This is a genomic window from Enterococcus sp. RIT-PI-f (genome assembly GCF_001297065.1).
Classification (GTDB): domain Bacteria; phylum Bacillota; class Bacilli; order Lactobacillales; family Enterococcaceae; genus Enterococcus_D.
Map to the genome: position 1 here is coordinate 93414 of NZ_LHOX01000010.1, position 21045 is coordinate 114458.

General features: G+C 42.6%; 17 protein-coding genes and 2 other annotated features. Of the genes, 3 read left to right on the top strand and 14 right to left on the bottom strand.

Going from position 1 to position 21045, the window contains the following annotated elements:
• Positions 1-22 precede the first annotated feature (22 nt).
• The 4 genes from trpD to AEQ18_RS03590 all read right to left on the bottom strand — a co-directional run bounded on the left by trpD (position 23) and on the right by AEQ18_RS03590 (position 4957).
• Positions 23-1072: an anthranilate phosphoribosyltransferase gene (gene trpD / locus AEQ18_RS03570; protein WP_082348589.1), complete on the bottom strand. Its 1050-nt coding sequence runs from the start codon at positions 1070-1072 to the stop codon at positions 23-25.
• 3 nt (positions 1073-1075) lie between these two features.
• Positions 1076-1663 (bottom strand): anthranilate synthase component II, encoded by a 588-nt coding sequence (locus tag AEQ18_RS03575; protein WP_054114993.1) that lies wholly within the window; start codon positions 1661-1663, stop codon positions 1076-1078.
• Positions 1660-3048 carry an anthranilate synthase component I gene (trpE, locus tag AEQ18_RS03580; RefSeq protein ID WP_054114994.1) on the bottom strand — a complete coding sequence of 463 codons (1389 nt, stop codon included), beginning with the start codon at positions 3046-3048 and terminating at the stop codon, positions 1660-1662. Before trpE ends, AEQ18_RS03575 begins: the two co-directional genes overlap by 4 nt.
• 62 nt (positions 3049-3110) lie before the next feature.
• Positions 3111-3382: a binding site (T-box leader), on the bottom strand.
• Between the two features lie 49 nt (positions 3383-3431).
• Positions 3432-3644 (bottom strand) — a binding site (T-box leader).
• A gap of 50 nt (positions 3645-3694) precedes the next feature.
• Positions 3695-4957: a glycosyltransferase gene (locus AEQ18_RS03590; protein ID WP_054114996.1), complete on the bottom strand. Its 1263-nt coding sequence runs from the start codon at positions 4955-4957 to the stop codon at positions 3695-3697.
• A 173-nt stretch (positions 4958-5130) separates the two neighbouring features.
• On the opposite strand from AEQ18_RS03590, the gene AEQ18_RS03595 reads away from it, so the two are divergent.
• Positions 5131-5490: a hypothetical protein gene (locus AEQ18_RS03595; RefSeq protein ID WP_054114997.1), complete on the top strand. Its 360-nt coding sequence runs from the start codon at positions 5131-5133 to the stop codon at positions 5488-5490.
• A gap of 441 nt (positions 5491-5931) precedes the next feature.
• Here AEQ18_RS03595 and AEQ18_RS03600 read toward each other — a convergent pair whose 3' ends face one another.
• The 8 genes from AEQ18_RS03600 to AEQ18_RS03635 form a co-directional block, all read right to left on the bottom strand.
• A complete protein-coding gene (locus AEQ18_RS03600) occupies positions 5932-7476 on the bottom strand; it encodes an AbgT family transporter (protein ID WP_054114998.1) in 1545 nt (514 codons plus the stop codon).
• A gap of 370 nt (positions 7477-7846) precedes the next feature.
• Positions 7847-9172, bottom strand: coding sequence for a dihydrolipoyl dehydrogenase family protein (locus AEQ18_RS03605; RefSeq protein ID WP_054114999.1), 1326 nt, complete (start codon positions 9170-9172; stop codon positions 7847-7849).
• Between the two features lie 159 nt (positions 9173-9331).
• Positions 9332-10378: an NAD-dependent epimerase/dehydratase family protein gene (locus AEQ18_RS03610; RefSeq protein WP_054115000.1), complete on the bottom strand. Its 1047-nt coding sequence runs from the start codon at positions 10376-10378 to the stop codon at positions 9332-9334.
• Positions 10379-10402: 24 nt separating this feature from the next.
• Positions 10403-11836, bottom strand: a complete 1434-nt coding sequence (locus tag AEQ18_RS03615) for a 6-phospho-beta-glucosidase (RefSeq protein WP_054115001.1) — start codon at positions 11834-11836, stop codon at positions 10403-10405.
• A gap of 13 nt (positions 11837-11849) precedes the next feature.
• Positions 11850-12827 carry a Gfo/Idh/MocA family protein gene (locus AEQ18_RS03620; RefSeq protein ID WP_054115002.1) on the bottom strand — a complete coding sequence of 326 codons (978 nt, stop codon included), beginning with the start codon at positions 12825-12827 and terminating at the stop codon, positions 11850-11852.
• Positions 12824-13282, bottom strand: coding sequence for a heme-binding protein (locus AEQ18_RS03625; protein WP_082348591.1), 459 nt, complete (start codon positions 13280-13282; stop codon positions 12824-12826). The genes AEQ18_RS03620 and AEQ18_RS03625 overlap by 4 nt, the downstream gene beginning before the upstream one ends.
• 4 nt (positions 13283-13286) lie before the next feature.
• The gene (locus AEQ18_RS03630) at positions 13287-14636 is read right to left on the bottom strand and encodes a PTS sugar transporter subunit IIC (RefSeq protein ID WP_054115003.1); all 1350 of its coding nucleotides are present in this window, start codon (positions 14634-14636) and stop codon (positions 13287-13289) included.
• A 15-nt stretch (positions 14637-14651) separates the two neighbouring features.
• Positions 14652-15674, bottom strand: coding sequence for a Gfo/Idh/MocA family oxidoreductase (locus AEQ18_RS03635; RefSeq protein ID WP_054115004.1), 1023 nt, complete (start codon positions 15672-15674; stop codon positions 14652-14654).
• A gap of 206 nt (positions 15675-15880) precedes the next feature.
• Between AEQ18_RS03635 and AEQ18_RS03640 the strand changes: the two genes are divergently transcribed.
• A complete protein-coding gene (locus tag AEQ18_RS03640; protein ID WP_054115005.1) occupies positions 15881-16756 on the top strand; it encodes a MurR/RpiR family transcriptional regulator in 876 nt (291 codons plus the stop codon).
• A 12-nt stretch (positions 16757-16768) separates the two neighbouring features.
• The gene (locus AEQ18_RS03645) at positions 16769-17716 is read left to right on the top strand and encodes a Gfo/Idh/MocA family protein (RefSeq protein WP_054115006.1); all 948 of its coding nucleotides are present in this window, start codon (positions 16769-16771) and stop codon (positions 17714-17716) included.
• Positions 17717-17765: 49 nt separating this feature from the next.
• On the opposite strand, the gene AEQ18_RS03650 is transcribed toward AEQ18_RS03645, so the two are convergent.
• Positions 17766-18662: a class C sortase gene (locus tag AEQ18_RS03650; protein ID WP_160316049.1), complete on the bottom strand. Its 897-nt coding sequence runs from the start codon at positions 18660-18662 to the stop codon at positions 17766-17768.
• 139 nt (positions 18663-18801) lie between these two features.
• Positions 18802-21045, bottom strand: a complete 2244-nt coding sequence (locus AEQ18_RS03655) for a pilin N-terminal domain-containing protein (protein ID WP_054115008.1) — start codon at positions 21043-21045, stop codon at positions 18802-18804.

A 21045-nucleotide genomic window follows, 5' to 3' on the forward strand; every position in this document is an offset into this window, starting at 1 on the left:
TTAGCGCTCCTTTGCTGGTTTATTAGGCAATATTTTTAGTAGATGCTGTGATCAAAGCTTGTAATTTGTCGTAGGCAGCGCCAGAAGCAATGCATGCTCTAGCCAAGGCAAATCCTTCTGAAAATGTTTTGACGGAGCCGTGGGCATAGAAACCCAATCCGGCATTTAACACAACCGTTTCTAAGTATACGGAAGGCTTAGCCTGTAACACATCGGTCAAGATTGCTGCGTTACGGGTGGCATCTCCGCCAACGATCGCTGCAATCGGTGTGGGCGCAAAGCCGTACTCATTTGGGTCAAGAACGAGATGTTCAACCTTGTTGTCATGAAAGCTGCTGATTTGGACAGGTCCGGCTAAATTGGCTTCATCCATCCCTTGATGACCGTGAATGACCATCCCTCGCTTGCGCCCTAGCGCAGCTAAACTTTGGGCCGTATCTGCAAGGGTTTCGCCAGCATAGGTGCCCATTAATTGGGTTGTAAGTGGGACTGGATTGATCAGTGGACCCAATAAATTAAAAATCGTCGGTGTAGCTAACTCTTGCCTGACTTTCATCACAGCTTTCATGCCTGGATGTAAAGATGGCGCAAATAAGAAGGCAATCCCAATAGAAGACAACATATCCGCAATCTGTTCCGGCGCCGACATGATATTGACACCTAAGCTGGCTAAAACATCTGCACTACCAGAACGACTAGACACACTGCGATTGCCATGCTTGGCCATCGTGATCCCCCCTGCCGCCAAAACAAAAGCGGTAGTCGTCGAAATGTTGAAACTATTGGCGTGGTCTCCGCCAGTCCCGCAATTGTCCATGGCCTCCCCTTGATAAGGAATCGCTATCGCGTGTTCCCGCATGATTTGGGCCAGTGCGGTCAGTTCTTCTGCTGTAATGCCTTTGTTTTTCAGTGCTATCAACGCAGCACCTAATTGACTTTCTGTATAGGTGCCAGTGAGCACCCCTTGCGCAAAACAACGCATTTGTTGATGTGTTAAGTCTTGACCGGCAAATAACTGTTGCTGGATCTCATTCAGTCGAATCCTGCCCTCTTCGATATGATTTGTTGGCATGGTTTATCCCTCCAATGGTTGGTTTTGTTGGTTGCGTTTGGTTTGCTCAAGAAATGCATCGATAAAATAGGCACCTTGGGGCGTCCCTAATGATTCCGGATGGAATTGCAGGCCGATGATCGGTTTTTCGCGATGCTGGATGGCCATGATCGTATCATCAACTACAGCCAACACCTCGAATTCCGAGGGCATCGTAGCTGGATCGATCATCAGTGAGTGATAGCGCATCACTGTCATCTCTCCAGAAAAACCTTTCAAGATCCCCGTCTTTTGATAGGATACGACTGATTGCTTGCCGTGCATCACTTGTGCAGCCCCTATGACCGCAGCACCATAAGCCAAACCGATGGCTTGGTGACCAAGACAAATTCCTAAAATCGGTTTGCTCATTTTGAAGGCTGCCAGTATCTCCATCATTTGGCCAGCCTCCTCTGGTCGACCAGGTCCTGGGGATAGCACGATCCCTGAAGATGTTTCCGCAGCATCGAACAATCTTGGATCATCATTGCGCATGACTTGAATTGTACCTTTGGGAAATAGCTGGACTAAATTAAATGTAAAAGAATCATAATTATCGATCAAAAGGATCATCTTGCTGCCACCTCCAATAGGGCTTTCGCTTTATGCAGCGTTTCTTGATATTCTGAGGTTGGTTCTGAATCATAAACGACGCCTGCACCGGCTTGCACATAACCATAGCCATCTTTGACCACCAATGTGCGAATCCCAATGGCAAAATCAGCTTGGTCATTTCTGGAAAAATAGCCAACGGCGCCTGCATATACACCTCTACGTACTGGCTCCCACTGATAGATTCGCGTCATTGCCCTGATTTTTGGGGCGCCGCTGACGGTACCTGCGGGTAAGGTTGAGCGTAATGCATCCATGGCGGTGACTTGCTTACGGCGGCGGGCAGTCACAACAGAAACAATATGCATCACATAGCGGTATTTTTCCACGACCATATATAAAGGCACTTTGACCGTGCCGATTTCCGCGATTTTGCCTAAGTCATTCCTGCCAAGATCAATCAACATCAAATGTTCAGCGCGTTCTTTTTCATCCGCCAATAGTTCTTCAGCCAATGCCTCATCTTCTTGTTTCGTCTGACCGCGTTTTCTGGTTCCAGCGATCGGATTCGTAATGATTTCGTCACCTTTGACGCGAATCAGGCTTTCTGGTGAGCTGCCGATCACGTTGAATCCATCTCCAAGATCTAAATAATAGAGATAGGCTGAAGGATTGGTGCGCCGCAATTTGCGGTAATAATCAAAAGGCGGTTGGTTAAATTTAGTCTTAAGCCGTTGAGAGGGAACCACTTGGAATAAATCACCGGCACGTATCAGCTCTTTGGCTTGGTTCACGATCGTTTCATATTGTTTCTGGGTCATATTACTTGTGAAGTGCAGTGTTTCCTCAGCCGGCGGTCGATTTTCTAAAGGATGAGGGCGCTGTACGCATGCTTGGGTCTTCTCAAAGACGGCGGACATTTCAGCCTCGCTGCGTTGGCTGTAACAGTTCTCCACGATGATCGTTAACGTCTCTTGTTGATGATCAATCACGATAAAGCTTTCGAAGAGCAAAAAAGCCAAATCAGGAATCTTTAATTCGTCTTGTGGCATATGGCCGATATCTTCGTAGCATGCCGCGATATCATAGCCGGCATAACCGATGGCACCACTTTGTATCGGAAGACCCGGAATGGGCGGCAACGGGCGCAGCACATGCTGTTCCATTTCTTTTAGCGGATCAGTACAAGGTGTTTCAACTGTTGTCTGCGTCAATAAATCGACTGTTGTAAACACCTCTTCTTGATAAGTTAATTTTGCTACCGGATCAAAGGCGATGATCGAGTATCGACCGGTATCTTCTTCTCGTGGGATACTTTCCAATAAGCAGGTATACCGATCTTGTATCCGCAAGAACACCGATACGGGTGTCAAGCAATCGCTAGTGATTTTTTTAGTCAAATACATAGTTGTCCATCCTTTCTGATTGAAAATAAAAAAAAGCCCTCAAGCAAGCGGAAAAAAACTTGCTTGAGGGCGAATGATCGCGGTACCACCTCAATTTGAAACAATGCTTTACTGGAAGCTTTACTTGGATACAGTTCTATAAAGTATTGTTTCATCTCTATCAGTCGTCTAACAACGACCTTCTGCGTTAACGGGCATCCCCGCATGTTCCTACTCTGGTTTCAAAACATGATCGGCTAAGGCCATTTCCCTATCTCTTTTGTGCCAGATTCTCATCAGGACTGGCTTTCTGTAACAAAAGAATCAACAGGTACTTCTCTTAGTATGATAATGACTATTCAATTATTGATATAAAAAAAGCCCTCATGCAAACAAACTGTCTGCATGAGGGCGAATCGCTCACGGTGCCACCTCAAATTTCATCTCTTCATCGTCAAACAACGATTTCACCCTGTAACGGGAGTACCCGGAATAACCTACTGCATTCAATCATTCGACACAAAAGTCCATTTCTGAAAGATTAATTTACTGATTCTCACCGCCACCAGCTCTCTGAAAAACCGCACTTACATACTTCTCTTTTGTCTTGCCTTGCTCTTATTGCTAGCAATGTTACTTGATTCTGAATAGTCTGTCAATAGAAAAATTATTTTTTTCGAAAAGAATCTGTTGCTTGTGCCCATTCAGTGCTTGTGATGACGTCTTGGATCATCGCTGCAGCATTGGCTGCGCCATTGACCTCGAAAGATTGTTGCAACTCAGCTGCTCTGCTATACGTATCCGCATCCATTGCCTGTAATGCCCGATCTAATTTCTTATTGGTTACAGGCTTCGTCAATTCTACTGCATGCCCATATTTGACACAGGCAACGATATGGCACCGCTGCTCGTATTGCATGCCAATGGCGATAAAGGGTTTCCCTGACGCACAAGCCGTCTGAATGGTTCCTTCCCCGCCATGGATCAAGGAAAAATCGATCAAGTCTTTTAAAAGATTGGTAGGCAGATAATCGCAAATGAGGAGATTCGAAGGAGGTTCGGTTGTTTGTCTCATGAGTTTTTTAATCGGTGCGATGATGGCAATCTCTTTTTTGTCTGCGAAATAGTGGATGATTTTTTGCAGTAGTTGAGGATCACCGGAACTTCCCATCGCCAAATACATGATTTTTTTCCCCCTCTTTTTTTGACGAGCGATAAACTTGGTCACCTCTTTGGGTAGTGACCCGTCAATTTCAGCAAAGATTGGACCTACAATGTGATCCTGGGCTGGCAACTCTTTTGATGAGATAAAAAGCGCTGGCGTTGTGATTAGGTTAAGATCACCATCCATTAGTGCTAGACTCCTGTGGGGCAATTGAAGACCATAGACTGCTGCAGTCTTTTTAAAGGCTGCAGGTTTCCAAGTACTGTTGACGATTAGATGACGGATCAATGCCCATAGGGATGTCTTCAATGGGCCAAAATAGCGCATAAATAAAGGCAAAGGCACATTTGGATCCGACCAAAATGCGCTGCTTCCCGCATAAGGCTTGATATAGATTAGGGGGATCTGTTTGATTCTTGCAGATAAGAAAATTGTCACATTTGACCCTGTGATGACCAGCTCGGGTTGATAGGCTGCCAGACAGGCGAGTTCGCTTTTTACTCGCTGAGCAACCATTTGTTGTGTAAAAGGATTTTTTAAAGACTTCCCTTGATCCAGTGCCATGATTTGTTTTTCTTGTTCCACAGTTAGGGTTGGCCTCAGCAGGTCATAACTAAAACCAGCTGCTTTGATCAAATAGGCAAAGGTTCGTGAAAAACCGATGAACTGACAATGATACGTGTACTGCAATTGTTTGGCTACTTCGAGCATTCTTGTGGTTTCAGCTAAATTGAAAACAGCTGGCGCAAAAACAATGGTTTTCATCTCTTTGCTCCTTTCTTTACTTCTTACTATGTTATCAACATTATAAAGTTTTCAAAGTCTTTAAGAAAACCTTTCTATTTGACGATTGTTGGCTAAATGACGTATGGGGATTTTTAAATACTGAAAGGCTAATTATTTGGTATAATAGAGAGAAAAAGAGAAGGAGTTCGATCATGGCGCATAAAAAACGGATCCAACGCAATTTTTTTTCTACGTTTATCTCTCTATTCCTATTATTCTATTTGGTCGATGGCCTCAAAATGTTTTTCCAAGGCACCTTTACAACGCTTGATGGATTAAGGTTGATCAACTTAATCGTCTTTCTCGCATTGACCTTTTGGATGCCGGATTCTTTCAAGAAGATGACCCGCATGATGATGTATTCAAGTTATATGTTTATCGTTGGCTTTCTATTTGCTTTTGTTTGGAGTCAAGTCCCTTTTGTGCCACAAACACTGATGCTTTACTTTATTGGTGCTTTTTTCGGTGGTATCCTTTGGGAGCTGCTTGCTAGCACTTATTTATTTAATTAAACGATCGAGCCTTTTTCTCTAGTTGTTTTCATAACAAATTCATCAGATTTTCCTTTTTTTCACCCTTTGATTTTAAAAATAAAGCGTATGCTTAGTTTTATATCACTGGAGGTGTGAAAGATCGAACTTATTGGACATCTTATCTTTTGGATACCAGCCTTTGTTTTTATTGTAATCGGCTCATTTTATATCCGATGGCGCAAAAAAATCTTTCCGACATTTCTTTCGGCAGTACCAATGGCCTACTTCATGTTCAAGATTTTTACTTATCGTCACTATGAACCTTACCGTGTGTTGGTTTACTATTTGATTGGGTTATTTTTATCAGCGGTTTTGCTGATTATGGCTATTCGATTTTTAAGTAAAAAGCGCTAAGATACGAAAACTTGTGTATAAATGAACGAAAAGGAGAACGCAACCGCAGCGTTCTCCTTTTTGCGTTTATAAATACATACCTGCTCCAGGTCCCAATGGAATATTGAATACATAGAAGATGATGAATAAGATGATCCAAGCAATCGTTAAGACAATTGTATGCGGCAGCATCAAAGCTACGATTGTTCCGACTCCTGTCTTTTTCTGGTACCTTGCAGCAAACGTGACGATCAAGGCAAAGTAAGGCATCAGAGGTGTAATGATATTGACTGGGGAATCAGCGACACGATACGCGGCCAGCACAGCCTCTGGTGCAACACCCAATTGATACAACAATGGGATGAATATAGGTGTTAAGATGGCAAATTTCGGTACAGCGCCTACCAGAATAAAATCTAAAAGCAAAATCAAGAAAATAAAACTAAGCAATAAGGGCAAGCCACCGAGCTGCATGCTTTCAATGACTGACGCAGCATTGATCGCTAAGACAGTTCCCATATTTGTAAAGTTGAAGTAAGCAATAAACTGAGCAATGATCAACAAAAGAAAGATCATACCGCTTAGATTGCTGAAGACTTTCACGATGGGATTGACAACATCCAAACTCGACTTGATTTTCCCTACCCCTAGACCGTAGCAGATCGACGGGATCAAAAAAAGCAACATAATGATAGCAATCAAACTATCCATGAACGGGGTTGAACCGATGATCTGATTGGTTTCAGCATGACGTAAAGGCGCACCAGAAGGCAGCGTGATCGCCATGATCAACACAACGACCGCTATAAAGCCATAAAGCGCATAGCGTAATCCGCGACGATCATCAGGTTGTTCCTCTAAATTGCCGTCAAATTGACTTCGATCGTATGACCCTAATCGAGGTTCGATCAATTTCTCGTTAATCAGTGTACAGACGATTACCACTAGAATCGTTGAAGCAATCGAAAAATAAATATTGGCCATTAAATCGATATGGTAAGTAGGATCAACGATCTGTACCGCATCATTCGCAATCTCTGTCAACATGCCATCGATCGGCGTAATCAAAATATTCACACCAAATCCTGCAGCAACACCTGCGAAAGCAGCGGATAAGCCGGCAATCGGATGTCGTCCGACTTTGTAGAAAACTGCTGCACCCAAAGGAATCAAAACCAAATAACCTGCGTCAGAAGCGATACTTGACAATACACCTAGAAAGACTAAGATGGCTGTCAATAATCGATTGGGCACGACTTTCACCAGTTTATGGATCAAAGATGCAATCAACCCGATTTCTTCCGCAAATCCTACCCCAATCATCGCCACCAAGGTAACCCCTAGTGCTTGAAAACTCATTAAGTTTTGCACGACGGAAGTTAACATAAATCGAATACCGTCAACTCCTAAAAGACTCTCCACCGCAACAACCGATTCCGTCACTTGATGGGTATCTGGATCGATCGATTCCAGAACTGCCGAAGCACCTGTCAATTGAAAAACAGCAGATAAGCCAATCACACCTGCGATCAATATAAGGAAAATGATTGCCGGATGCGGGACTTTATTGCCAAACCGTTCAACCGTATCGAGTAGTCGATCCATCCTTTTGACTTTATTTTCTTCTTGCATATTGTCACTTCCTTCACAAATTGTTTCAGATTTATAAAAACATCCTTTTCGAGAATAGTATAACATAAAAGTGTATATAATTATCTTTAACAACCGTTTTTAAGAGTATTTATATAACGATTTATTAACTTTAAAAGAATCTTTAAATAACGAAAGTTTTAAAACTATCGTTATTTAAGTTTGATTTAAGGTTCTTGTGCTAGTTTAAACATGACATAATAATTGGGTCTGTACTAGCGGAAACTAGTATGGACTTTTTTTCTATTTATTACGCCAAGAAAGCTTAAATTTTTTTGCATCTCACGTATAAAAAAACCAATCCAAAAATCTGGATTGGTTGATCCTCGAGCTATAACCATTTGTTCCCTTTCTAAATCAGAGAAGTCAGATCACTTGATGGGGTCGGATACGCGAAAATGATTTTCTTTAATTGACTTGAGCTGATGTTCAACCCTAAATGATAAACAAAATCGTTGATCACTTCATCAGCGATCGTTGCTAGAATCGTCACTGCGGCAAGGTTGTCCTCTTTGTCATAAACCAATTTTATTTTTGCTTGCGAATCATTGATTCTGCGGTAGGTATACCACGTGGACAGATCGATGACTTCACTATGGTAAGCCTCGCTGTTTTCTTGCAATACGGCCTCGCTGACGCCAATTCGGGCCAATTTTAAGTGACCAAATACTACCGTCGGGATCACTGGATAGTCAATTGCTTCCTGACTCCCCAACAAGGAAGCTGCGACATATGCCGCTTCAAAACTAGCGACAGGGGTCAACTTGGGCTGTTTTTTAGACAAGACATCGCCGATTGCATAGATATGGGACTCTTTTGTCCGCAAATGATCATCAACCAAGAGACCATGAGGATCATAGGCAATCGCTGTGTTTTTTAGTGCTAGAGATTCAAGATTCGGTATGCGGCCAGTGGCACCAATCACCAACGCACCACTAACGCTGCCATGATCCGTTTCAACTACAAAGTGATTGCCTTCTTTTTTTATTTCTTTAGGGGCAGTATTTAAATGAAACATCATCCCTTGTCCTGCAAGATAGCCCATCAAGTCTTGTACCAAGTCTGGATCGAATCCTTTTAAAGGCTGCTCGTTATGATGAAGAATATGGACTTTGGCACCTGCAGCCTGCGCGATGACGGCCAGTTCAAAGGTAATATAGCCACCCCCGATAAAAACAATCTCTTCAGGCATCTCTTCCAGTGCTAAAAAATCCGTACTAGAGCGGATAAAGTTTTTTCCCGGTATAGCCAAAACAGCTGGTCGTTGCCCAGTAGCCAAAACAATATTTTCGCCACGGATTTGTACTTGATCGATGGCAACTGTGTGGGCATCAACAAAGGATGCTTGTCCGTAATACGTAGCGATTGCCTCTTGATCCAGCCCTTCTTTGGTGCTTTTTGGCACGCCGTCTGTGTAGGTTTTTTTGAACGCGAGCAGTTGCGGCCAATCGAGCGTTAATTGACCAGAGACCCCGGAATCAGCCATCGCTTCTGCCGCTTTTATGACTTCAACGCCCCGCATCAGCAATTTCTTCGGATCACAGCCTCGATTTGGACACGTACCACCCCACAAATCATGTTCAATGATGGCGACTTTCTTTCCCTCTGCTCGTAATGGGTACGCAACAGCCAATCCAGCCGGTCCTGCCCCGATAACTACGACATCATATGTTTTCATTTCACCACTCCTTTTGATTGTTGATCAAATCATTCGCTATTCTCAGTATATCGAATATACGTTCAGACAAGAAAGGATTCGCTGACACCTCGCCTATTCACTTCTGCGCTGAGAGAGGACATACAAAAAAAGACGCCACATACATGACGTCTTCTGGTGTTAGCTTAGTTTTTCTTCAATCAATGTCAATTTTGTCAGAAAATCTTTCTGAATACCGCGATATTCGGTAATTACTTGATCGCACCATTGATCAAAATGTGCATCAGATTGTTTTAATTCTGGATGATCTGTCATGTAAGCCAAATAACGCTTCAATCCCTCTTCTAAGGAAACCTGTGGAGAAAAATCAGGAACGACCGTCTTCAATCGGCTGATATCGAAGAGATTGGCCCAACGTTTGTCCCCTTGAATCGATTGGTCAAAATCGTAATCTGCGGCATGACGCAAGAGATCCGTGGGTATATACACCGGCCGATACGCAACACCTAATAAATCGGCCAATGTTTGATACAGCATATCCCATGTATGACTTGCAGGATTCATGATTTGGCAAATCTCGCCAATGAAGGCTTGCTGTTCCACGATGGGAACAAATCCTTCCGCAAAATCCTCCGCATGGGTACTTGCCCACATTGACTGCCCTTCACCATGAATAATAACTTCTTTGCCCTCGATCATGCGCTGAACGACACCCCAGCAATTTTTGCCTTTGATACTGAGTGGGATCCGATCTTTCGAATAGGTTTGCGTTGGCCGAATGATCGTCACTGGAAAGCCCTCTGTGTCATGAGCCGCCAAAAAACGTGCCTCTGCAGCAGCTTTATTTTGTCCATAGGGAGAATACCGATTGCCGATCGGTGTGGCTTCATTGATCAAACAGGTGGCTTCATGATTTAAGACAGCAACGGTGCTGATAAAGACAAATTGCTTTGTTCTTCCGGTGAATAAGGCGATATTGTCTTCTGCATCTTTGGCGTTCCATATAATAAAGTTGATCACACAATCGAAGGAGCGGTCTGCAAGAAGCTGCGCCATTGCGTCTGTATTTGTGATATCACCTCGAAGCATATGGATCGATTCCGGCAGCACGTCATTTTTGTTGCCGCGATTCAAGACATAGACTTGGTTGTCTGGATTTTCAGCTAATTTTTTGGTAATTGGCAATGAAATCGTACCCGTTCCGCCAATGATCAATACTTTTTTCATGATGCACCTCTACCTTCTACGAATTTAGTCTAATGATTCGCCATTTGTGGCGATGACCCGCTGGTACCAGTCGAAAGAATCTTTTTTGCTGCGGGCCATCGTACCGTGTCCGGCATTATCACGGTCTACATAAATCATACCGTAGCGTTTTTTCATCTCGCCTGTTGTGAATGATACAAGGTCAATGATCCCCCAAGGCGTATACCCTATTAAATCAACGCCATCATAGTCCACAGCTTTTTGCAATGCTTCGATGTGGGCCCGCAGATAGTTGATTCGTTCTTGATCATGGATCGTCCCATCTGCTTGCGGTTGATCAATGGCCCCAAAGCCATTTTCTACGATGAATAACGGCAGTTGATAGCGTTCGTATAAATGGTTTAATGTATAGCGCAAACCAGTAGGATCGATGGACCATCCCCAATCACTAGCTTGAATATAAGGATTCTCAACTGAATTCGCTAAGCCGCCGTTGACATTATCAGAAGCTTGATTGCTGACACCATGTTTCACCACTGTAGACATATAATAACTAAAACCAACATAGTCCACTGTCCCCTGACGCAAAACAGCGGCATCTGTTGGATCCATTTGAATGTCATAGCCTTCACGGGCAAATTCCTTTAACGCATAACTAGGGTATGTGCCGCGGACATGTACATCAGAGAAGAAAAATCGTTGATGCATCGCTTCATGTGCAGCCATGATATCTGCTGGATCACATGAAAATGGATAAATCGGTACATGAGAGATCATACAGCCAATCTGAAAGTCAGGGTTGATCTTTTTACCGATGATGACAGCTTTCGCACTGGCAACCAATTCATGATGGGCAACTTGAAACATCACTTCCCGCGGATTTTCTCCTTCAGCGACTTTGACACCAGAATTGGTCCATAGAAACAAAGGATTGTCGGTATCCATTTGATTGTTGATTTCATTGAAGGTCATCCAATAAGTGACTTTGTCTTTGAAACGCGTAAAGACCGTTTCTGCAAAACGAGCAAAAAAATCAATGACTTTGCGATTGCGAAACCCGCCATAGGCTTGTGCCAAATGCAGGGGCATTTCAAAGTGGGACAATGTAATGACTGGTTCGATTCCATGCGCGAATAATTCATCAAAAACCTTGTCATAAAAAGCCAATCCAGCTTCATTTGGCTCTTCTTCATCACCATTTGGAAAAATACGGCTCCAAGCAATGGAAGTCCGCAAACATTTCAACCCCATCTCAGCAAATAACGCGATATCTTCTTTATAGTGATGGTAAAAATCAATGGCTTCATGATTGGGATAAAACGTATCTGGTTCGATCGTTTCCGTGTTTTTCCGCGGCACACCATGGGCACCTGCAGTCATCACATCGATCACACTGGGGCCTTTGCCATCGGCGTTCCAACCACCTTCAAACTGATGGGCGGCCAACGCGCCGCCCCAGAGGAAATTTTCTTGTACCATTTTTTTGTCGCTCCTATCCTAAAGTAATCTGCGCGTCTGCGAGTGCTGCCTCAACGACATCCATCACCCGCTGACTATGTGCCATGCGATCTTCCGCAAAGGCTTGATCATTTTCTGCAATCACTTGTTGGAATTTTTTGAATTCCTCATACATCCGATGTTGATTGACTTTATGGTCCAATATAACTGCAGGTGTTTTCAAGGCCTCATACGCATAACTGTCCAACACATTGGTTGGGCCATTCACGATAATTGACCCTTTTGTCCCTTGAATCGTCGAGCGAATCGTTGCCGTCGAGTCTTTGGCACCGATACAGACGACTTTGGTTTCTTCATAGTCTAATATTAGCACACCTGATGTATCGATCCCACGTTCAATATTCGCAAAGTAACGAACTTCTTTGGGTGCACCTAACAGGCCAATCACAAAGTGGATGTTATAAATATTGATATCCATCAATGCCCCACCCCCCATTTTCGGATTAAAGGCTGGCAGTACTGTTCCTTCTTTGAACAAATCGTAGCGAGAAGAATATTGCGAGTAGTTGCACTCAATCAGTTTCAACGCACCTAAAGAGGTCAGCTGTTCTTGAATGGCTTTATAGTTGGCTAGATATTGATTGGTGATTGCTTCGATCAAAATCACCTGTTTTTCTTTGGCAATGGCAGCGAGTTCCAGCAACTCGCTTTTTTTCAAGGTAAACGGTTTTTCGCATATCACGTGTTTGCCTTGCAGCAAAGCGGCTTTTGCGAAAGTATAATGCAAATGATTCGGTAGTGCGATATAGACTGTATCGATTTCGTCATCAGCCAAACATTCCGTTAAATCCGTGTAGATTTTCTTGATGCCATGTGCTTCCTGCAAAGAGGCCATCCCAGGCAAATCTAATTCTGTGCCTAAGATAGCGGTTAGTTCGATTTCTGGCAGTTCATGCACAAAAGTCATAAAATCATGAACGATCATGCCTGCACCAAATATAGCTAATTTCATATTACTTCCCCCAGTTGTTTTGTTAATAGTTTCGTTAAGACATGGACAATGATCAAATGATCTTCGATGTGATCCAAACCGGACACACAGATCGTACCCGTCACTTCCCCATTTTCGACAATCGGAAAGCCGCCGCCGCAAACGGCATAACGGCTATCCTGTTCCCATTGCGCAAAAAGCGGGTTTTGCGCTTTTTGATAAAAGGTATAAAGCGAACTGTGACCACTGTCTAATACAGTTGTTTCTTTTCTTTCCAACCAAGGACTTTCTTCACGCCCATTCATCAAAAATCTAAGAACGGGTAATCCACGATGTGAGATTTTTATGCCTACTGGTTTTGGATAAGTTTTTGTGACATAATCATTGATTTCAGAAGCGATCCGCAACGCCAAATCATTGTCAAAATACGTGAAATGCAAGCGGCTTTCTTGTTCCAGTAGTTCATTAAAATCCATCAAATCATCCTTTTTCTACAATGCCTTCTTCGGCAAATTGTGTATTGATTTTTTCTTGTTCCTCTAGACGCTCGTTTGCCAATTCTGCATCATAAGCTAATTTGTCGGCGGTTTTGAAGAATGGGTAGTACACCATTGCAGACACGAGGATCTGCACGACATTCAAGACGGCCCCACGCCAGCCAGATACTAAGAAACCTGATATAATTGGCGGTGTTGTCCAAGGAATATTGACCCCGTTGGTCAAAGGAACCAATCCGCTGCTCATTGAAAAATAAGCCATCAACGTCATAATCACCGGTGTCAGAATAAAAGGAACCAATAAAATAGGATTCAACACGATTGGAATCCCAAAAATCATCGTTTCATTGATCGTGAAAATCTCGGGAATGATCGATAACTTGCCGACTGCCTTGAATTGCTTTGATTTTGATAAGAACAAGAGCAAGAAGACCAAGCCAAAAGTGGCTCCAGAGCCGCCGATTTTGATAAAGTTGGAATAAAATTGATAGTTGACGATATTCGGAATATCCAAGCCACTTGCTACAGCAGTCGCATTCTCAGCGGTCAAAGATAACCAAATCGGCTGCATCACACTACCAACGATATTGGCCCCATGGATACCAAATGCCCATAAAACCCCTTCAACCAAGATCACAATGATCGTTGCCGGCAACGAACTACCCAAACGAGTCAAAGGTGTCTGCAAATTCTGGAAGATAAAACTTTGGGCATCATTAAAATGAGTAAATTCAAAGCCAATTCGAACAAAATTGAAAATCACAATAACCACTAAGATCGGAATCAATGATGAAAATGATTTGGATACATTTGCTGGTACGGATTCAGGCATTTTGATGACCCAGCCTTTGCGGTCTGCGAAATAAATCAATTCTACTGCCAAAATACTAGCAATCATTCCGACAAATAGCCCAGCTGCACCAAGGTTTGATAAGGGAATACCGACACCTAGATCGGCATCTTGAAAAGCATATAATGGCGTCAGCACGAGAAATGCTGCCAGTGCAGAAAAGATCGCCCCAATTCGATCAATCTTGTAACTATGGGCGAGGTCATTGGCAATACCAATCACGACATACAAGGTCATCATACTCATTGAAATGTCATTTGGTACCGTAAATAATCGCTGCCACCCTTCTCCTAGCGTATTTTCCATGAAGGTGGTATATGCAGGAATCGGCATATAGGCAAAAAGAATAAAGAATGAACCAATGATCAATAACGGCATCGCTGCCATAAAACTGTTTTTGATGGCTGACAAATAACGATTGCTATCTAATTTCATTGCAATGGGTGTTAATTTTTCTTCAAAAATCCCAATAAATTTATCCATTCTATGAACGCTCCCTTATCCTTTTTGGATTTGCTGAATACCTGTTTCCAACATCTCGATTTGCAAAATCGTTTCTTCATCTTTGACGATCTTGTCTTTGCCATTGATGATCGATTCGTATAATCCTTCATACACTCGGCTGTAACCCCCAACTTCAGAAATGACTTTTTCTTCATGATAATCGCCATTTTGATCGATATACGTCAATGTGCCATAATGCTGCGGCAAATCGATGCCGAAATCTGCATTGTCAGGCATATGGAATGCTTTTAGGTGCTCTTCCTGGCGGTCTTTGGTTTCTTTGACAAAGACACCATTTTCTCCATACACGACAAAGCTAGGACGTTCTTTCAAGCGGAAATAACTAGACTTGACAGACACTTTTAAGCGGCCATAAAACAAATCCAAATCAAAATAATCGTTCATGCGGTTCTTTCCTAGTAATTGTCGTACTTCATAATGGACATCATCTGGCCGGCCAAAATACGAAATGACTTGATCGAGTGTGTGGCAGGCATGTCCATATAAATAACTCGTATTCAAAGAAAACGCTTGGACTGAACGAGGTACTTCCGGGCGGAAATAATCGTAGTGCATTTCCACTTCGATCAAGTCCCCAAGCACGCCACTTTCAATCACTTTTTGCACTGTCAAGAAGTCAGAATCAAAGCGTCTGTTTTGATAACACTGTACCAACAGTCCCTTTTCTTTTGCGAGTGCAAATAACTCTTTGGCTTGTGCCGACGTCTCTGCAAATGGCTTTTCGATCAATGCATGTTTGCCATGCAGCAACGCCTCTTTCCCAAGAGGATAGTGTAAATGACTGGGTGTAGAGATCACGACTAGCTGAATCTCCGGATCGCCGTAAATGTCATTGATATCCGTCGTGTAATTGACCCCTTCGATCCTAGCCCAATTCTTTTCTTCTACAGGAGAATAAATCGTTTTGACATTGATCTTGTCTTTCAGTTTCGTAGAAAAAGGTAAATGATAGCGATTGGCACTTTTCCCATTGCCAATGTAAGCAATTGTTAACATGTATGTCCCTCCAAATCTTTTGATGCCCTCATTATTGGCTATATTCGTCAAAATGAAAAGGGTTTCTCGTTGATCGGGTTGATTTGAACAGGCTATTTAAAAAAACACGAAAAAGTCTGAACATTTTGACCAGAATTTCATTGCGTAAACAAATTCTGCTTCTGATTTGCACCGAAGTAAGCTATCATAAAGAGTGAGGTGGTTAGATGTTACTGATCGATAAATTACGATTGCAAGATGGATTGACCGATACAGAAAAAAGGATCGCTGATTATATTCTGCAAAATTTGACAGATATTCCTTCGCTAAATGTCGAAAAAATAGCCAAACATACCTATACGTCACACTCATCTGTCATTCGATTAGCGAAAAAAATGGGCTACGATGGGTTCAAAAACTTCCGATTAGGCATTGCGGAAATGGCGCACAACCAAATGTTTCATCCACGCTTTGTCGATGCCAATTTCCCCTTCGCTTCAACGGATCCCACCACAGACATCCTGAAGAAAATGGCAGACTTGACGATCAATACCATTCATAAGACCCACGCACAAATTGATAGTGTTGAAATGGAACAGACGGCACAACTGATTGAGCAAGCCCAAAGAGTCTTTCTATTTGCATTGGGCGATTCCCAGATTCGCGCCCGCAGTTTTCAAAATAAACTGGTCAAGATCAATAAATATTTGATCGTCGCCGATGAGTATGGCGACGATGCATGGAATGCCGCAAATCTGTGTCCCAATGATTGCGCGATTTTTATCACGTATCGCGGCAAGAATGCCCAGTATCAAAAGATCTTGAAACTGATGGCTGAAGTGGGTGTCCCTTCAATCGTGATCACAGGCAATCCGAAAGCGAAAATCAACAAATTGGCCACTCATGCCATCGTAGCTTCTCATGATGAATTGGATTTCTTGAAAGTCGGCACATTTTCTTCGCAAGTGGCCTTTGAATATATTCTAGATGCCTTATTTGCCATCATGTATGCCAAAGAATATCAAAAAAATATCGTTGAATTACGCAGAAAACAAGAAATATTAGAGTTGGGTATTCTCTCTGAATATCCGCGGGAAGAATAAAGGAGAATGATGATGATCAATTGGGGAATTATTGGGGCGGGCAATATTGCTGCACGCTTTGCTGAAAGTTTAACGCATGTTGAAAATGCACAGTTATATGGGGTCGCTTGTAGAACCATGGAGAAAGCCAATGCTTTTAGGGAAAAGTTCCCCTGTGAAAAGGCCTTTGATGATTATCAAGACTTGCTGGATGATCCAACGATTGATGTCGTTTATATTGCACTACCGCATCTTTATCACTATGAATGGATCATCAAGGCGCTGACAGCCAAAAAAGCTGTTTTATGTGAAAAACCAGCTACCATGACGGCGCAAGAAATGCAAGCAGTGAAGGAAAAAGCGTTGGCAGAACAGGTCTTCTTTATGGAAGCCATGAAACCACGCTTCACACCAGCGTATCGCAAATTGACAGCCTTGATCGCAGAAGGCCTGATTGGTGAAATCAAGCGCGTCTCTACGACATTTCGTCGTGACTTGCCGCAAGAACATGCCTCCTATCATTATCTGCCTAAACAAGGCGGTGCCTTGTTAGACATGGGTATCTATAATCTGGCATTTATTCAAGACTTCGCACCATCAAATCAATTATCTGCTGAAGTTTTGGATCGCACGATTTTAGAGAACGGTGTCGACACCTATGTCTACGCCCGATTCTACAACGATCAGTTTGAGGCCTTCATTGAAACCGGCTTTGATACGACCAAAGACACCACCGCCGAAATCGTTGGCACAACAGGATACATCACGATTCCGAATTTCCATCGCCCGGAAATGTTCGTGTTGACTAAAGATGGGCAGGAAACTGTTTATGATATCGGCTATAATGTGGATGATTTTCATTCTGAGATCGAAGCCGTCACAAAAGCTTTATTAGAAGGCCAGATCGAACACCCATTGATGCCATTCAACGATAGTCTTGCCAGTATCGCTCTTTCAGATCAGTTAAAAGCATTATTATAAACTAAAAAGGTCAAGCTGGGCAGTTTAAGTGCCCAGCTTGACCTTTTTTCTATTTGACATTGGGGAATGTCTTACCAACGTACCTGTGGTTTTGTTTGGTGCTTCCTTGCGGGGTTCTTTGTTTTCGGTTGAGCCAAAAAACAACTAAACCCGCTATAGCGAGGATCCCGACGATCGTTCCGATGATTTTCAACCAAGTTTTCCAACGAACAGTGTCTTTTAACTGTGCATGTTCTTCTAAATAAGTTGTGCGCTTCCCTCTGACCAGATAGCGATGAGAGTTGACCATATAAGGTGTACAAGTCATCAACGTCACATAATCTTCACCTTCCACGATCTGGAGGTCATCGATTTCTGTAGGTTCGATGATTTTGATTTGATCCACTTCATAGGCCAATTTTTCTCCATTGATTTCAATAAAGAAGAGTTCGCCCTCATTTATTTCTGGCAATTTGGAAAACAATTCAGCTTCTGGCATGCCGCGATGGGCCATGATCACCGCATGGGTGCTTTCGCCACCAACAGGCAGGGACGACCCATTGAGTAATGCCGCCCCCCTATTTAAAAATGTTTCAGTGCCGCGGTCATAGATGGGCATTTCACCGTTGATTGCGGGGATCGTTAAGACACCTAACGTATGTTCCACAAAAAAATCTTGGGTTGAATTGGAGGTTGTGTCGCTTGCACCATTGGCCAGAAGCGCTTCTGATGCCGCCAGTTCTTTTGCTAAAAGGTCTGTATCCGCTTGTTTCCGCTCATTTTCAGCAACCATTTCTGCTTGAATGGCTGCCAACTCAGCCTGATTTTTTGCGGCACTTTCTTTTTGGAACTGCCGAATCACTTGTTGATCAAGATATTGAGAGAAAGCATTCTGATAAAACGGATAAGTAAAGATCGCAAAGCCAACTAAGAAAAGAAGTGTCGCAAACAGTTGGTTTTTTTTCACTCGAATTCTTTGTTTGTTGCGTGATTGTCTCGTTTTCATGCTTTCTCCTTTCCGAAGCCACTAATCGTATATATTCATGCGCATAGTGGCTTCGCCTCTTTCAATCAACTAGCTCTATCTTTTTGATGATGCGTGGAAATTAGTTTTCTGTGTTCTTTTTAAAGTATTTCACAGCTACCCAGACAAGAGACAAGCCTAGTAGAACCAAGAAAATATTGGTGATTTCACCCGTTTGCGGTAAAAATCCTGATTCTTTAGTATCTTCATTTGGCGTATTATCTGAAGGGGTTTTTGGCTCATCACTTGGATCATCTGTGTCGGTGATTTTTTTATTGCCGACAGCTAAGGAAATCGTTGCTTCACCATTCAATTGATAACTATTTTTTTCAATAGTGAACGTGATTGGCTCTGTCAATAGTTGGTAATTTTCCGGTGCTTCAGTTTCAACCAATTGGTAGTCACCATAGTTCAAACCTTGAATCTCGAAGGCGCCATTTTCATCAGAGATCATCACAACTGCTTCATCTGAAGTCTCAGCCCAAGAAACAACACCATCAATGATGGTCAGATATTGTTCATTTTCATCTTGAATCATAAACTTCGCATCAGCCAAGGTCTGCTCTGTATCATCCATATCAACTTTGGTAAATGTGCGACCACCAGTATAGACGGTTTTCTTTTCGGTAATTTCTTCGTACTCATAATCAGAATGTTTGAAGATCAATTCCGCATGATTGTCCAGCGCTTGGTCGGCATTTGCACCTTCAACGATATACATTTGATACTCAATAATCATTTCTTGCCCATTGAAATGGCGTTCTTCTGTAATATAGTCCAAATCAAGGGTCGCAATAAATCCAGCGTTATCAGGTAAAATAGTGATATCCATCATTGCTTCCAGCTCGCTGGCTGTCAAATACTCTTGAGAAGCGCCAATTTTGACTTTGATCGAATCTTCGATCACGGCTAAACTTCCGTCAGAATAATCTTTGATCTGAACATATTGGTAGAATTCTGGGAACAATGGAATCCACGTGTCGATTTGGTAATTAATCACTTCACCATAGGCGAACACTTCTTTATCTTCCATTAAACTTTTTTCGAATAAAGGTACTTGGTCATTAAAGACATATGGTAAGCCATCACCTTCATAACCTGACTCGTTAATATAAGCGGCTTCTAATGCTTTTTCAAAACTGAAACCATCGCTAAAGACTGTTGCCCAATCCGGCTCTGGCTCGGCCATTGCTTGGCCGTTGATCATTACTGGTTGATAGTCATTTGTTTCTTCATTCCACCAACTACTTGGAATCTCTACTTCGATTTGGAACGTTTCTTCTGTCGGCAAATACCCTGGAACAGATTTCACTTCTTCAAAGTAGTAAGTGCCACTAGGTATCAAGACCCCATCCATGGAGACGATACCATATTCATCTGAACGATAGATCTCGATACCTTTATCAAGCAAACTTTCATAGACAGCATTTCCTTGACTATCTGCTTCAACATCAGAAATCCATTGATGGTCTAAGCTCATATCCTCTGTTAAATCAGGAATAAAGTATTCTCTCTCACCAGCTTCATTTAGGCGGTAAAAGACAAATTCAGTCCCTTCTAACGGTGCATACTCACCGTCAATGTTGCGGCCGAGTTTCATAAACCAAGGATCCCGAACGTAACCAATATTTTTTGGATACAAGTGTAAAATATCTGAATCGAATTCTTCCCCGGAATCTTGAATGACTGGGAATGACACCATCATCTTAGATGCCCACTCCTGAAGATCGACATTCTCTTGCTCTTCTACCGCTGTTTCAACGATCATATAGACCGCATTTTTTCCATTTGACTTCTTAGGTACATCTTCGAAGTATAAGAAGCCATTTTCATCTTCAAATTCTGAACGATCCACGTGAACAGGTAATGAAGATTCATTGGCCGTTGTGCCCGAGTCAACGATTGATACCTCTGGATACCCCTCTTCGATTATAAAATTGTCAGATGATTCTACAAGATGCTTTCTAACCAACGTACGGGTCAACTTCTGATCAAGTTCTTCTGCAGCTTGATCATGGCCAACTTCTGCTACTTTAGCATAGTAGTAATCAGTTGCATCGACCAAGGCAAATGTCGCCCCGTTCAGCCCGCTGGACAAAGTCAACATCTCAATATTGTTATGACTGGCTCCACTAACAACATCCCCTGTATTTTGGTATTTCGCATCATCGAATTGTTCCGCGTAATCCCGATCACGGAAAATACGTTTATGAAGCAAGATATTTTGTGTATCTGCACTGGCTGCTTGCGCAGTCAGCTCAGATACAGTGATCAAACCCAAAACAAGGAAGAACAATAATATTGGATATTTCATCATCTTTTTCAT